General features: G+C 56.4%; 14 protein-coding genes. 8 read left to right on the forward strand and 6 right to left on the reverse strand.

The genetic code is table 11. The annotated features are described in order from the left end of the window. The 5 genes from QZ268_RS08265 to QZ268_RS08285 all read right to left on the reverse strand — a co-directional run. Nucleotides 1-841: substrate-binding domain-containing protein (locus QZ268_RS08265; protein ID WP_295450828.1), on the reverse strand; the 841-nt coding region annotated here is incomplete at its 3' end. Nucleotides 842-1194: 353 nt separating this feature from the next. After that, the gene (locus QZ268_RS08270; protein ID WP_295450830.1) at nt 1195-2238 is read right to left on the reverse strand and encodes an ATP-binding protein; all 1044 of its coding nucleotides are present in this window, start codon (nt 2236-2238) and stop codon (nt 1195-1197) included. A gap of 91 nt (nt 2239-2329) precedes the next feature. Beyond that, nucleotides 2330-2851: a gamma carbonic anhydrase family protein gene (locus QZ268_RS08275; protein ID WP_295450833.1), complete on the reverse strand. Its 522-nt coding sequence runs from the start codon at nt 2849-2851 to the stop codon at nt 2330-2332. Beyond that, nucleotides 2848-3489: a guanylate kinase gene (gmk, locus tag QZ268_RS08280; protein WP_295450836.1), complete on the reverse strand. Its 642-nt coding sequence runs from the start codon at nt 3487-3489 to the stop codon at nt 2848-2850. Before gmk ends, QZ268_RS08275 begins: the two co-directional genes overlap by 4 nt. A gap of 19 nt (nt 3490-3508) precedes the next feature. Continuing rightward, entirely contained in the window at nt 3509-4405 is an 897-nt protein-coding gene (locus QZ268_RS08285) for a YicC/YloC family endoribonuclease (RefSeq protein ID WP_295450839.1), read from the reverse strand. Nucleotides 4406-4656: 251 nt separating this feature from the next. Here QZ268_RS08285 and QZ268_RS08290 point away from each other — a divergent pair, with 251 nt between their 5' ends. After that, nucleotides 4657-5472, forward strand: a complete 816-nt coding sequence (locus QZ268_RS08290) for a PAS domain-containing protein (RefSeq protein WP_295450842.1) — start codon at nt 4657-4659, stop codon at nt 5470-5472. A 183-nt stretch (nt 5473-5655) separates the two neighbouring features. Here the strand turns inward: QZ268_RS08290 and QZ268_RS08295 are convergent, their stop codons facing one another. Beyond that, the gene (locus QZ268_RS08295; protein WP_295450845.1) at nt 5656-7032 is read right to left on the reverse strand and encodes a class II 3-deoxy-7-phosphoheptulonate synthase; all 1377 of its coding nucleotides are present in this window, start codon (nt 7030-7032) and stop codon (nt 5656-5658) included. A 194-nt stretch (nt 7033-7226) separates the two neighbouring features. Here QZ268_RS08295 and QZ268_RS08300 point away from each other — a divergent pair, with 194 nt between their 5' ends. The 7 genes from QZ268_RS08300 to QZ268_RS08330 all read left to right on the forward strand — a co-directional run bounded on the left by QZ268_RS08300 (nt 7227) and on the right by QZ268_RS08330 (nt 14461). Continuing rightward, nucleotides 7227-8225 carry a GlxA family transcriptional regulator gene (locus QZ268_RS08300; RefSeq protein ID WP_295450849.1) on the forward strand — a complete coding sequence of 333 codons (999 nt, stop codon included), beginning with the start codon at nt 7227-7229 and terminating at the stop codon, nt 8223-8225. Nucleotides 8226-8726: 501 nt separating this feature from the next. Further along, nucleotides 8727-9920, forward strand: coding sequence for an ABC transporter substrate-binding protein (locus tag QZ268_RS08305; RefSeq protein WP_295450852.1), 1194 nt, complete (start codon nt 8727-8729; stop codon nt 9918-9920). Between the two features lie 101 nt (nt 9921-10021). Further along, nucleotides 10022-10807, forward strand: coding sequence for an ABC transporter ATP-binding protein (locus QZ268_RS08310; RefSeq protein WP_027240346.1), 786 nt, complete (start codon nt 10022-10024; stop codon nt 10805-10807). A 90-nt stretch (nt 10808-10897) separates the two neighbouring features. Then, nucleotides 10898-11611 carry an ABC transporter ATP-binding protein gene (locus QZ268_RS08315; protein ID WP_295450857.1) on the forward strand — a complete coding sequence of 238 codons (714 nt, stop codon included), beginning with the start codon at nt 10898-10900 and terminating at the stop codon, nt 11609-11611. 2 nt (nt 11612-11613) lie between these two features. Beyond that, complete coding sequence (locus QZ268_RS08320) at nt 11614-12120, forward strand: hypothetical protein (protein WP_295450860.1); 507 nt, start codon at nt 11614-11616, stop codon at nt 12118-12120. An 11-nt stretch (nt 12121-12131) separates the two neighbouring features. Continuing rightward, nucleotides 12132-13142: a branched-chain amino acid ABC transporter permease gene (locus tag QZ268_RS08325; RefSeq protein WP_295450864.1), complete on the forward strand. Its 1011-nt coding sequence runs from the start codon at nt 12132-12134 to the stop codon at nt 13140-13142. After that, nucleotides 13139-14461 (forward strand): branched-chain amino acid ABC transporter permease, encoded by a 1323-nt coding sequence (locus tag QZ268_RS08330; RefSeq protein ID WP_295450867.1) that lies wholly within the window; start codon nt 13139-13141, stop codon nt 14459-14461. Before QZ268_RS08325 ends, QZ268_RS08330 begins: the two co-directional genes overlap by 4 nt. The last annotated feature ends 90 nt before the right edge of the window (nt 14462-14551 follow it).

Below are 14551 nucleotides of genomic sequence, written 5' to 3' on the forward strand. Positions count from 1 at the left end.
GTGACACCGGATAGTCACCCGCAGCGATGCTTTCGGTTGTTGGAACAACACCATTCATTGTGGCCACCTGCAGCAGGTTCGTGTTGTTCTCGTAAAAGGACAAACCGAATACGCCGATACCGTTGCTGTCGGCCTCGATGCGGGCCAAAGTTTCGGTGTAATCACCGTCGATATCAAATGACCGGCCATCGGTACGGATCGCCATGCACTTCTGCTCGGCAGTATCTTCGTCAACGCCGCCTGCAAGCATGGCTTCATAGAAACCACCGTCTTCACAGCCCGCAAGGATAACCTGTTCTTCAAACACTTCACGTGTGCCGTGCTTGGTACCGGGGATAAAGGCCTGGATTGGCTGCGCCGGGAAATCGGGGTTTACTTGGTCCCAAGTCTCCAGCGTATTTGGCACCAGCGCGCCATCGATATAGTGCTCGTTTGCGATTGCCATGTACCAGTCTGTTGGCGTGAAAGCGAATGCGCTGCCGTTGATGTCAGAGGCAAAGACGATGCCATCATAGCCGATGCGCACTTCGATGATGTCGGTGACACCAGCCTCGGCGCAGGCTTTGATTTCTTTTTCCTTGATGGCGCGCGACGCGTTGGCGACGTCGATGGTGTTTTCGCCAACACCTTCACAGAACCGTTTCAGACCAGCAGAAGAGCCACCGGATTCAACAACAGGGGTTGGGAAGTCGAAGTTTTCGCCAAAGGCTTCGGCAACGATGGAAGCATAGGGAAGAACGGTCGAGGAGCCAGCAACCTGAACCTGGTCACGCGCAGTGGCAGCCGTCGCAGTGGCGGCAGCAATGGTCAGGGCAGAAGCGGTCAGTTTCACAAAGGACATGAGAGTCTCCACGAGAGATTAAATTGTGTGACCATCCACACGATGATCATGTGCCGGTCCTAAAAGCTGCACATGAGGCTTTTGTGACGTGCATGTAACAGCTGTATGACAAAACCGGATCAGCAGCGATTTTTGTCACAAATCCCGCCCCTGCGTTAATCTTTGGCCCGGAATTTCTGGCAGCTGCGCCAGACAGCACCTATAAAGGCGCGCCCGTTCAGGCCGCGCGCCGGACTGTGCGCGTTGCAAAAGATGGACAAAGCCAAAGAGGATACCCCCAAGAGCAGCGATTTCAGGTCCGCAATAAGGGCCGGGATCAGATCTGAGGTTTCGCCTTCGGATCAAGACGGGGTTCAGGAAAGGGGCAAGGTCACAGAAAAACAGGTTCCCGCGCCAAGATCGCTTTCGACCCGCAACCTGCCACGGTGGCGGTTGACGATGTGTTTGACGATGGCCAGCCCCAATCCGGTGCCCCCCATTTCGCGCGAGCGATGATTGTCAGCGCGGTAAAACCGCTCTGTCAGCCGTGGCAGGTGAATCGGATCAATGCCCGCACCATTGTCAGTGACCTGCACCCGCACCGCCGGAGCGCGCAGCGAAGGATCCCGTTCCAGCAGCTCCAGAGTCACTTCGACCTGATCGCCGCCATATTTAATGGCGTTCTCAACCAGATTGATAAAGACCTGTAGCAATTGATCCGGATCGCCAATGATCATCACCGGCACTTCAGGAGGGCTAAAATTCAGGCTGACATTGCCGGCGTCGGCAAGGGGCTGCATGGTTTTGAGCGTGGAGCAAAGATGTGCCACCAGGTCCATCTGTTCCTTGGGGCGAATGCGCTCTTTGCTCTCGACCCGGTTCAGGGACAACAAATCGCCCACCAGACGGTTCATCCGGCTGGCCTCGCCTTCCATGATGGTCAGAAAACGATCCCGCGCCGCCGGGTCATCACGTGCCGCCCCGCGCAGGGTTTCAATAAACCCCATCAGGGCGGTCAACGGTGTGCGCAATTCGTGGCTGACATTGGCGACAAAATCCCGGCGCATCTGGTTGGCCTGTTCGCGCTCTGTCACATCCTGAAAGGTGATCAGCACCGCGCCACCTTCGACAGCGCCAATGCCGACAATATAGCGCAGGTCAACCTCGTAGGTGGTATCCTGCGCCCCATCGTTTGACAGATGCCGCGCACTGCGATTGCCGCGGTCCTCCAGACATTTTTCAATTGCCGCAGTAACATTGGGTTGCCGCAGGATTGTCGCAAAATGACGTCCCAGGATCTGCTCCCCCAACAGGGTAAGCCCAGGTTTGTTGGATCCGATAAAACGCTCAGTTTGATCCACCAAGACGCAAGGCATTGGAATTGCCTCAAGAAAACTCTCGATTACCTCTTGTTTCATGGCGAACCCCTGTTGCAATCCGCTTCCAATATCAGGCGAATGTAAAGCCTATGTGGCAACGCATCGCTTGCATTGGAACCGGGGGCTTTGGTCAGACTGGACGCATCTCATCCCGGAAGCGGCGCATGTTATCCTGATAATGCAGGGCGCTCTGGGTCAGGGTCTGGGCCAGCTCCGCAGAGACCTCGCGCACCACTTTGCCCGGCGCGCCCATGACCAGAGAATTATCCGGTATAACCTTGTTTTCGGTGATCAGCGCCCCTGCCCCGATCAGGCAGTTCTTGCCAATCTTGGCGCCGTTCAGAACAGTCGCCCCCATGCCGATTAGGCTGTTTTCGCCGATGGTACAGCCATGCAGCATGACCTTGTGGCCAATGGTGCAATTCTTGCCCACGGTCAGCGGGAAGCCCGCGTCGATGTGCATGACCACGTTTTCCTGCACATTTGCGCCCTCGCAGATGCGGATCTCTTCGTGATCGGCGCGAAGGGTGCAGCCAAACCAAACCGAGGCCCCGGCCTCCAGCACCACTTTGCCAATCAGATTGGCATCCGGTGCAACCCAGGTATCGGCATGCAGGTGGGGTTGGTGTTCACCAAGAGCGTATAATGTCATGTCATGTCCTCAAATTCGCTTTGCAACAGGCGCACATGATCCACCAGCTGCGGCTGCTGAATACGGCGCAAACGGGTGGAGGTGATGATGGTTTTCAGCGCTTCTTCGGTGGCATCCAGATCATCATTGATCAACACATTATCATAGCTGCCCCAGTGGCTGATCTCGTCCCAGCTCTTCTCCATCCGCCGTTTGATGGTCTCGGCATCGTCCTGTCCCCGGCTTTCCAACCGGCGCCGCAGCTCGGTGATCGACGGGGGCAACAAAAAGATCGACAATGTGTGCTGGCCCAGCTCAGAGTTGCGGATCTGCTGCGCCCCCTGCCAGTCGATGTCAAACAGCACATCCTGGCCGTCCTCGATGGCGGCGCGTACAGGCCCTTTGGGGGAACCATAAAAATTGCCAAAGACATGGGCATGTTCCAGCATGTCATTTTCTGTAACGGCAGATTTGAAATCATCCACGGAGACAAAATGGTAATCCTGCCCGTGCACCTCACCGGGGCGAGGGTTGCGGGTGGTGGCCGAAACCGAAAACGAAATACTGTCGTCCCAGGCGCGCAACCGCTTTGCCAGAGTGGATTTGCCCGCGCCGGAGGGCGAGGACAGGATGATCAAAAGGCCGCGCCGATCTGCCATCAGGTCTTCTCCTTTGGAGTTATTCTATATTTTGCACTTGTTCGCGCATTTGGTCGATCACTGCTTTCAACTCTAGACCCACGGAGGTCAAGTCACTGTTAAGCGCTTTTGAACACAGTGTATTGGCCTCGCGGTTGAATTCCTGCATCAGGAAGTCAAACTTGCGCCCCACCGCGCCGCCAGTGGCCAGCAGATCCTCAGCGGCGGCCACATGGGCTGCCAGCCGGTCGATTTCTTCGGTGACATCCGATTTTACCGCCAACATCGCCAATTCCTGGGCAACCCGGTTGGCATCGGCCCCGTCCGCGTTTTCCAACACCTTGGCCAGATTGGCCTTAAGCGCCGCAGCCACCAGGGGTTTGCGCGCTTCGGCGCTGTCTGCCGCAAATTGAGTCAGGCGGCTCACCTCGGCCAGTTGGTTGCGCAAGACCTGCTCCAATGCAGCCCCTTCGGTTTCACGCATTTGAACGAATTCAGACACAAGGCTTTCGAATTCCTTTTTCAACTCAGCAACCAATGGCGCCGGGTCATCTTCGATTGCTGTGGTTTCCAGTACCCCGCGAATAGAAAGCAAATCCGCACCAGATGTGACCGACAAATCCACCCCGGCCGACTGCGCCAGCGCCTCTGCCTCTGCCAGGGCGGTGAGCACCGAAGCGAGCAGAGGTTTGTTCAGAGTGAGGGTTCCAGCCGCCTCCTCTCCTCGGCTGATCCGCAGCCCCAGCGAGACATTTCCCCGCGCCAGTGTGTTGCCCATGACCTTGCGCAGGTGCACTTCCAGCCCATCCAGCCAGTCCGGCACCCGCAGGCGCAGATCCAGCCCCTTGGCGTTGACCGACCGCATTTCCCAGCTCCAACTGTGGACCCCAAGACGCCCCTGTCCCGAGGCAAATCCGGTCATGCTTCGAATTTTCATAAACTTGTCCTTATCCAGCCAATCGCCAGCAAAATCAGGCCCAAAACAGTGTCCTCAGCAGTGCCGGCACGCGCAAAAGGATAGGTGGTTATACAAAGGCGTTAACCATTGCTTTAAGTTTTAGTCCAAATTTGAATAATATTATGGCATGTTAACTGCAAGGTAACCATCTAAACGGTACGAATAAGGCAGTCGGCAGATTGTGTTGCGTACAAGATGGCAAATGGACCGGACAACGTAAGGAAAAGCACATGTTTTTTGGCGGCAGCAAAAACTCTAGCCAGGACAAGGGTCACAACAAGGTGGTTCCCATGACGAATTTCCGTAACACCGTTCCGGTTTCCCCCATGCGTCAGGCCGAGGCCTATTGGACCGCGCTGCGTCGCGGCGACGACATTCCCAGCCGGTCACAGATCGATCCGCGCGGGTTGGAAAACATTCTGTCGCAGACATTTATACTGGAGCGTGTTGCCCCAGGTATCGCCCGCTTCCGCCTGGCCGGCCAAAAGGTCAATGAGATGGCAGGCATGGAGGTGCGCGGCATGCCGATTACCGCCTTTTTCACCCCCGATGCCCGCAAACAGATGAGCGCCGCGCTGGAGCACATGTTTGAAGCGCCTGCCATTGTTGAGATTGAGATGCAGACCGAAGGGTCACGCCTGCGTGGTCGCCGTGAGGCCCGCATGTTGCTGCTCCCCTTGCGCAGCGACCTGGGCGATGTGAGCCGTGCACTGGGTGTTTTTGTCTCTGAGGGTAACCCGAACAAAACATCGCAGCGCTTTGCAATCACCTCGATCGAAATGCGGGCCGTTGCCAAAAACACCGATGATACCGAGTTCAAGGCAAAGTCGCGCGACGCGGGTGATGTGAACAAGCCAAACCCTAAGTTTGCAGAGTTGCAAGCGCGCCTTGCTCCTGAGCCATCCATCCTGCAAGAAGCGCGTGATCTGGCCGATCTCAGGTTGAAAAAACCGGCGCGTGACACTGCGCGGACAGATGACAAAAGCAAATCGAAAGGGGCACATTTGCGGCTGGTCTCCAGCCGTGATGAAACGCCCGTTTCCTAAAATTTTAGCCTATTTCTAGTCTATTTGGTCATAGTCTAGCAATGATCGCCCCGCGGAAGAATTCCCGGGGCGTTTCCCTTTTAAACACCCCTTCAACATCGCATCGCAACACATTGTAGTTAAACAAAAACCGCCCCAGTCTCCTGGAGCGGTCTTGATTTTCTACGGGCCATAGAGCGTGGCTCAGCTGGCTTCAGCGCTGCGTGCGCGACGCTTATTGCGCAGGTTTGACAATTCTTCTGCGACCAGAAAGGCCAGTTCCAGGGATTGGCTGGCGTTGAGACGCGGATCACAGGCGGTGTGATAGCGATCGCTCAGGTTTTCGTCCGTTACCGCGCGAACACCGCCGGTGCACTCGGTTACATCCTGACCGGTCATCTCAAAATGTACCCCGCCCGGAATGGTGCCTTCGGCGGAATGGACCGCAAAGAAGTCCTGCACTTCGCGCAACACGCTCTCAAAGGGGCGGGTTTTGTAGCCGGTAGAGGATTTCACGGTATTGCCATGCATCGGATCGCAAACCCAGGTGACATTTGCGCCCTCGTCCTCGACCGCCTTGACCAGTCGCGGCAGATGTTCTGCCACCTTGCCGGCACCAAAGCGCGCGATCAGTGTCAGCCGCCCCTCCTCATTTGAAGGGTTCAGGCGCTGCATCAGCACCTTCAGGTCATCAGCCGATGTTGTGGGGCCACATTTCATGCCGATGGGATTCAGCACTCCACGACAGAATTCCACATGGGCGCCGTCGGGCTGGCGGGTGCGATCCCCGATCCACAGCATATGACCGGAGCCTGCCAGCCAATTGCCAGAGGTCGTATCAAGACGGGTCAGCGCCTCTTCGTATTCCAGCAGCAGGCCTTCGTGGCTGGTGTAGAATTCTACCGTCTGCAACGCATGCGCCGCATCATTGTTCACCCCGGCTGCTTTCATGAAATCCAGCGTGTCGGTGATGCGATTGGCCATTTCGCGGTAGCTTTGGGCTTTTTCACCTTCGGTAAAGCCCAGGGTCCAAGAATGCACCTGGTTCACATCCGCATAGCCGCCGGTGGAAAAGGCCCGCAGCAGGTTGAGGGTTGCCGCCGCCTGGGTGTAGGCCTGCAACATCCGCTTGGGATCGGGAATACGCGCGGCTTCGGTGAAACCAAGATCGTTGATGATGTCGCCGCGATAGCTGGGCAGCTCCACCCCATCCAGGGTTTCAGTAGGCGCGCTGCGCGGTTTGGCGAATTGGCCGGCCATACGGCCCACTTTCACCACAGGAACCTTGGCGCCATAGGTCAACACCATGGCCATCTGCAGCATCACCTTGAAGGTGTCGCGAATGGCATCCGCGCTGAACTGCTCAAAGCTTTCGGCGCAGTCACCGCCCTGCAGCAAAAATGCCTCGCCGCGGCCCGCCGCTGCAAGATGTTGTTTCAAGCGCCGTGCTTCGCCGGCAAAGACCAGTGGAGGATAGCTTGAAAGCTGCGCTTCTACGGCGCCGAGCGCCGGGGCGTCGGTGTAATCGGGCATCTGCACGCGGGGTTTGTTGCGCCAGGATGCTTTTTGCCACTCACTCATAGCTTTTCTCCGCTTAAGAGGTCTTAATAATAGAACGGAAGCCACCTATACAAAAACGCACTCGTGCTGACCAGTTTAGATTTGCCCCTCTTGACCCGGCTTCGAACCTATGGTCACGGTTTTCTGGTCTCACGCGGGGCTGACTTATTAATGGTCTCTCCCGGTGCATTCAAAAATTGCCAAGGATGTGCCCCATGCAAACCCAAAGAAAACCGGTCGAAACATCAAAAGAGGTTTCATCCACAAGACGATATGTATTTGTTTTGCTAGAGAGATTCTCGATGCTCTCTTTTGCCTCAGCGGTTGAATGCCTGCGTATCGCCAACCGTATGGCCGGTCGCGAGGTCTATAGCTGGACTTTGCTTGGCGAGGGTGGCGAACAAGTCACCTGCTCTGCCGGCACCACCTTTGCTGTGGACGGTGATTTTGGTGATTTGCAACGCGATGACAGTATTCTTGTCTGTGCAGGGGTTAACGTTCAGGCCGCAACCAGTAAAAAACTGCTGGCCTGGCTGCGCCGTGAGGCCCGCAAGGGCGTGATGATTGGCGGCCTGTGCACCGCCTCCTATGTTCTGGCGAAGGCTGGATTGCTGGACGGTAAAAAGGCAACCATCCATTGGGAAAACATTGACAGCTTTGCCGAAGAGTTCGAGGAAGTCACCCTCACAAAATCCGTTTTTGTAATTGATAACAATCGCTTGTCTACGGCGGGTGGGACGTCGTCGATTGATTTGTTGTTGAAACTCATTGCCAATGACCACGGCGAGGATCTGGCAAATTCCGTAGCGGACCAGTTGATCTATTCTTCTATCCGCACCGATCAGGACACCCAGCGCCTGTCGGTCCCGACTCGGATCGGCGTGCGTCACCCGAAGCTGTCGATGGTAATCCAAATGATGGAAACCAATATCGAGGAACCCATCAGCCCCTCCGTCTTGGCGCAGAATGTTGGGATGTCGACCCGGCAGCTTGAACGTCTGTTCCGCCGTTATCTGAACCGCAGCCCCAAACGCTATTATATGGAGCTGAGGTTGCAAAAAGCCCGCAACCTGTTGATGCAGACCGATATGAGCGTGATCAATGTGGCGCTGGCCTGTGGGTTTGCCTCGCCGTCGCATTTTTCCAAATGCTACCGGGCGCATTATGACACCACCCCCTACCGTGAGCGCGGCAGCAAATCTGGCGGACAGTGATTCTACCTTGAGCAAAAGCGACTGATTCTCTGGCGAGAACAGACACTTTTGCCACTTGGGGGCCGACCCAGAGGGCTTGGCCTGTCACATTTTTTTGATCATTCTCACAGATCCTGCGCTGTGCCCGGCTTTTTTGGACACAGCAAAAGACACAGGCTTTGGCCGGTCGATTTCATCAACATATTTATTTTAAGCTTCAAGCACTTGCGGAAATCCACCGGCTTTGACCGGCCGCCAAACGGACATTTCCGCCGTCCAACGAAAGCCCGCGAGACAAAATCAACCCCAAAGGGATGCGACGAAATGGCCATTGTTTTCTTTCCCTCTGGCGCAAAAACCTGTAGAGCATCCGCCTCATCAGGCCAGCAAAACGCTGCTGGATAAAAACAGAGCAAGTGGACATCGGGAGGGTGTCGCGAGCCAAGGGGACTTTTCTTTTCAAATCGCCTTGCCTAGGGTTCCTTATGAACAGACTTGTTCCAATAAACTGGGAGAAATATGATGAAAAAATTGATGATGGCCACAGCGGCCCTCGCGCTGACTGCAGGCACCGCCTTTGCAGGCAGCCACGCCAAAGAAGTAAAGCTTGGCGTTCTGATCGGTTTCACCGGCCCCATTGAATCGCTGACCGCTGCCATGGCAGCTGGCTCGGAAATGGCGATGGATGAGGTCACCAAATCCGGCCTGCTGCTTGACGGCGCAACCGTAACCTCTGTGCGGGCCGATACTGGCTGCATCGACAACGGCCTGGCCGTAGCCAACGGTGAAAAACTGATCGCAGAAGGCGTAAACGGTATTGTTGGTGGTGACTGCTCCGGTGTGACCGGCGCGATTCTGCAAAACGTTGCCATTCCAAACGGTATGGTCATGGTGTCCCCTTCGGCGACCTCCCCTGGCCTCTCCTCAATGGAAGACAATGGCCTGTTTTTCCGCACCTCGCCCTCTGACGCCCGTGAAGGTCAGGTAATGGCTGAGATGCTACAGGAAAAAGGCGTTGAATCCATTGCTCTGACCTACACCAACAACGACTATGGCAAAGGCCTGGCCGATGCGATCAAGACCTCCTTTGAGGCTGTTGGCGGTGAAGTGACAATCGTGGCCGCCCATGAAGACGGCAAGGGTGACTATTCTGCTGAAGTGGCTTCGCTGGCCTCTGCTGGCGGCGACATTCTGGTTGTTGCCGGTTACCTTGACCAGGGCGGTCTGGGCATCATTCAGTCCTCGCTCGACTCCGGCGCCTTTGACACCTTCGGTCTGCCTGGCGGCATGATCGGTGACAGCCTGCCGAAAAACGTTGGCTCCGACCTGGACGGTTCTTACGGCCAGATCGCAGGCTCCGACAGCCAAGGTGCGGAGATCTTTGCCGAGCAAGCCAAAGCCCTGGGCTTTGACGGCACCTCTGCCTATGCCTCCGAGTCCTATGATGCGGCGGCTCTGATCCTGCTGGCAATGCAGGCGGCCAATTCGACCGACCCTGCTGAGTACGGCGCCAAGATCATGGATGTTGCCAATGCACCCGGTGAAGTGATCAACCCCGGCGAGCTGGGCAAGGCACTGGAACTGATTGCCGCTGGCAAAGACGTTGATTTCCAGGGCGCCACCGGCGTTGAGCTGATTGGCCCCGGTGAGAGCGCAGGCTCCTACCGTGAGATCCTGGTCAAAGACGGTGTGAACACCACTGTAAAGTTCCGCTGATCTCTTTTGTAGGATCATAAAGTCAAAGAGCAGCCCGGGAATTTCCCGGGCTGTTCCAAATTTAGTAAGCCGAAAAAAATAGCGGCAGGGGATAGAATGATATGATCGTCGTCGAGGACTTGCACAAGCACTTCGGCGGGTTCCACGCGGTTGACGGCGCCTCGCTTGAAATCGCCAAGGGCTCCATAACCGGTTTAATCGGGCCAAATGGCGCGGGAAAGACCACTCTTTTCAACGTAATAGCTGGCGTTCTTGAGCCCACATCCGGTCGCGTGACCATGGATGGGGAAGATATTACCGGCCTGCCGCCGCATGAGCTGTTTCATAAGGGGCTGTTGCGCACCTTTCAGATCGCACATGAGTTTTCCTCGATGACCTGCCGCGAGAACCTGATGATGGTGCCCGGCGCGCAATCGGGTGAAAGCCTGTGGAACACCTGGTTTGGCCGTAAGCGCATCGCTGATGAAGAGCGCGCCCTGCGGGCCAAGGCGGATGAAGTACTTGAGTTTCTCACCATCAGCCATATCGCCGATCTGCGCGCCGGCGAGGTTTCGGGCGGCCAGAAGAAGCTGTTGGAACTGGGCCGCACCATGATGGTGGATGCCAAGATCGTTTTCCTCGACGAGGTTGGCGCCGGGGTGAACCGCACCCTGCTCTATACAATTGCGGATGCCATCAAGCGTCTCAATGAAGAGCGTGGCTATACCTTTGTGGTGATCGAGCACGACATGGAGTTTATCGACCGCCTGTGTGACCCGGTGATCTGCATGGCCGAGGGCAAGAAGCTGGCCGAGGGCACTTTGGCCGAGATCAAAGCCAATGAGCAGGTGATCGAGGCCTATCTGGGTACCGGGCTGAAGAACAAAGACAAGTTGGAGAAGGCCTGATGGGGAATTGCAAAGAAAACCGGGGCTCTGCCCCCGCCGCTTCGCGGCTCCCCCGAGGTATTTTTGGCAAGATGAATAGGGGCGCCGCCCATGTCTGAACCCTTTTTGATTGGTGACAGCATGACTGGGGGATACGGCAAGGGGCCGGATATCCTGCATGATTGTACCATTGCTGTGAACCCCGGTGAAATTGCCGTGATTGTTGGCCCCAATGGGGCGGGCAAATCGACCGCGATGAAGGCGGTTTTTGGCATGCTGAATGTGCGCGCGGGCGCGGTGCGGTTGGGTGGTGAGGATATCACCAGTCTGAGCCCACAGGACCGGGTGATCAAGGGCATGGGTTTTGTGCCGCAAACCAGCAATATCTTTACCTCGATGACGGTGGAAGAGAACCTGGAGATGGGGGCGTTTATTCGCACCGATGACATCACTGGCACCATGGAGCAGGTCTATGATCTGTTCCCGATCCTACGCGACAAGCGCAACCAGCCCGCCGGTGAGCTGTCTGGTGGGCAACGTCAGCAGGTGGCCGTGGGGCGCGCGCTGATGACCCAGCCCAAGGTTTTGATGCTGGATGAGCCCACCGCCGGGGTGTCGCCCATCGTGATGGACGAGCTGTTTGACCGTATCATTGAGGTGGCCCGCACCGGTCTGCCGATCCTGATGGTGGAACAAAACGCCAAGCAAGCGCTTGAGATCGCGGACAAAGGCTATGTTTTGGTGCAGGGGCGCAATGCCTATACCGGCACCGGCCAAGAGCTGCTGGCCGATCCCGAAGTACGCAAATCGTTTCTGGGGGGGTGAAGATGGAACCGACCTATTACTGGAAACGAAATCTGACACTTGCTTTGGCGTCCTTTCTGTTCTCAGCTCAAACGGCGACAGCCCTAGAGTGCCAAGTCCAGAAAACATGCTCGATCTCACTTGAGTGCTCACCGTTTAAGGTCGAGTTTGAACTAATCGAGCTGGAGACCTCAGAATCTGAAAACCTTGTGCTTATTGCAAAGGTACCAAACCGAGAACGAACAGCCGTTATTCTCTCACCAGTAGATAGCTCTTCTCGATGGCTCAAAGGCGAAGTCAACGGTGAACCTATGGCGCTCTGGATAGATGAAACCCATGAGAATTTTCAGTTATTGCCAGTTGGAGAGAGTGAAGCAGAATTCGCTGCAGGGAAATGTGGTGTTGGTCTCACAAGGAATGAAAACCTGACGAACTCAAATGAAGGCTCCGGTTCCCCAAAACAACGTGCTCCCATCGACGGTGAGAGTTTGCTGCCACCGCCAAGCAGCAATTCACAGAATTCAGACTAGAGAGATACAACATGGATCTTCTCAACGCCCTTGTGGCATTCACGAACTTCGTTGGCGTACCCGCCATCGCCTATGGCAGCCAGCTGGCGCTGGGGGCGCTGGGGGTCACGCTGATCTACAGTATCCTGCGGTTTTCCAACTTTGCCCATGGGGACACCATGGCCTTTGGCACAATGATGACCATTCTGGTGACCTGGTTGCTGCAATCCTGGGGGGTTAGCTTTGGCCCACTGCCTACGGCGCTGCTCGCCCTGCCCTTTGGCATTTTTGCAACCATGGTGTTGGTGCTGGTCACGGATCGCACCGTCTATCGGTTCTACCGCGCCCAAAAGGCCAAGCCTGTGGTTTTTGTCATGGTCTCGCTGGGGGTGATGTTCATGATGAACGGCCTTGTGCGTTTTGTCATTGGGCCCGGCGATCAGCGTTTTGCCGATGGCGAGCGCTTTATCATCAAGGCGCGCGCCTTTAAGGAAATTACGGGCCTGCGTGAAGGGTTGGCGATCAAGACTTCTCAGGGCATCACTGTGGTGGCCGCCATTGTGGTTGTGGCGCTGCTGTTTTGGTTCCTCAACAAGACCCGCACCGGTAAATCCATGCGCGCCTATTCCGACAATGAAGATCTGGCGCTGTTGTCCGGCATCGATCCGGACCGGGTGGTGATGTATACTTGGCTGATCGTGGCCTCCCTGGCGACCATCGCCGGTGTGCTCTATGGCCTCGACAAGAGCTTTAAGCCCTTCACCTATTTCCAGCTGCTGCTGCCGATCTTTGCCTCGGCCATTGTTGGTGGTCTGGGCAGCCCCCAGGGTGCGATTGCGGGTGGGTTCATCATCGCCTTTTCCGAGGTCACTATTACCTATGCCTGGAAAAAGGTGTTGGGCTATCTGATGCCGGAACACCTAGAACCCGATGGTTTGGTACAACTTCTGAGTACCGACTATAAGTTTGCGGTCTCCTTTGCGATCCTGATCATCGTCCTTCTGTTCAAGCCAACAGGGCTCTTCAAAGGGAAATCGGTATGACTGATACTCTGAAACACAGTCTTTTGTTTGCGGTCGTGGCCGTGCTGATCCTGCTGGAAGGCCTCACCAACTGGAGCTTTTTCTCAGGCTCCTGGAACTCCTCACTGGTGATCCTCAACATGGGGCTGATTTCGGCCATCATGGCGCTGGGGGTAAACCTGCAGTGGGGCTTTGCCGGCTTGTTCAATGTGGGCATCATGGGGTTCACTGCTCTGGGCGGTCTCGCTGTGGTGCTGACCTCAACGCCGCCATCTCCAGGTGCCTGGAGCGCCGGAGGCCCGGGCGTTGTCATGGCACTGGTGATGGGGGCGCTGACGGTGATCTCGGCAGTTGCCGCAACCCGTTTGCTGCCCAAAGGTGGCCTGCGTACTGCGCTGATTGTGGCCATCCTGATTGTTGGATTTATCATCTATCGCGCCCTGTTTGACCCGTCGATTGAAGCGATCGAAGACATCAATCCGGCATTGGCGGGCAATATCGGTGGGCTTGGCTGGCCGGTGCTCTTGTCCTGGCCCATGGGGGGGCTGCTGGCGGCCGGAGCGGCCTGGCTGATCGGCAAAACGGCCCTGGGGCTGCGGTCGGACTATCTGGCGATTGCCACCCTTGGCATTGCCGAAATCATCATTGCCATCCTCAAAAACGAAGACTGGCTGTCGCGCGGCGTGAAAAACGTCGTCGGCCTGCCCCGGCCCGTGCCTTACGAGGTCGATCTGCAAAACGATCCCGCCTATGTGGACTGGTTTGCCAGTCTTGGAATGGATCCGGTTTTGGGGTCAACGCTCTACGTCAAGCTGGGCTATGCGGCGCTGTTTTCCCTGGTGCTGATCGCCTTGCTGTGGATGGCGCAGATGGCGCTCAAAAGCCCCTGGGGGCGGATGATGCGCGCCATTCGCGACAATGAGGTAGCGGCGCAGGCCATGGGGAAAAACGTCACCAAACGCCACCTGCAGATTTTTGTGCTTGGCTCGGCCATTTGCGGCATTGCGGGTGCGATGATGACCACCCTGGACGGGCAGTTGACTCCGGGCACCTATAATCCCTTGCGCTTTACCTTCCTGATCTGGGTGATGGTCATCGTTGGTGGCTCCGGCAACAACTTTGGCTCGGTGCTGGGCGGCTTCCTGATCTGGTTCCTCTGGATCAAGGTGGAACCGATGAGCCTGGAGCTGATCACCCTGCTGACCTCAGGCATGGATGAAACCAACATGCTGCGGGAACACCTGCTGGAAAACGCCGCCCATATGCGGCTGTTCACCATGGGATTGATCCTGCTTTTGGTGCTCCGCTTCAGCCCGCGCGGCTTGATCCCGGAGAAATAGCACAACAAAAAAGGGCCGCCCAGACACCAGGGGCGGCCCTTCGTTTTGGCCCATATTTCATGTGGCCCTAAATACTCCCGCCAAAGGCGG

The sequence above is a fragment of the uncultured Pseudophaeobacter sp. genome (assembly GCA_905479575.1).
Lineage (GTDB): Bacteria > Pseudomonadota > Alphaproteobacteria > Rhodobacterales > Rhodobacteraceae > Pseudophaeobacter.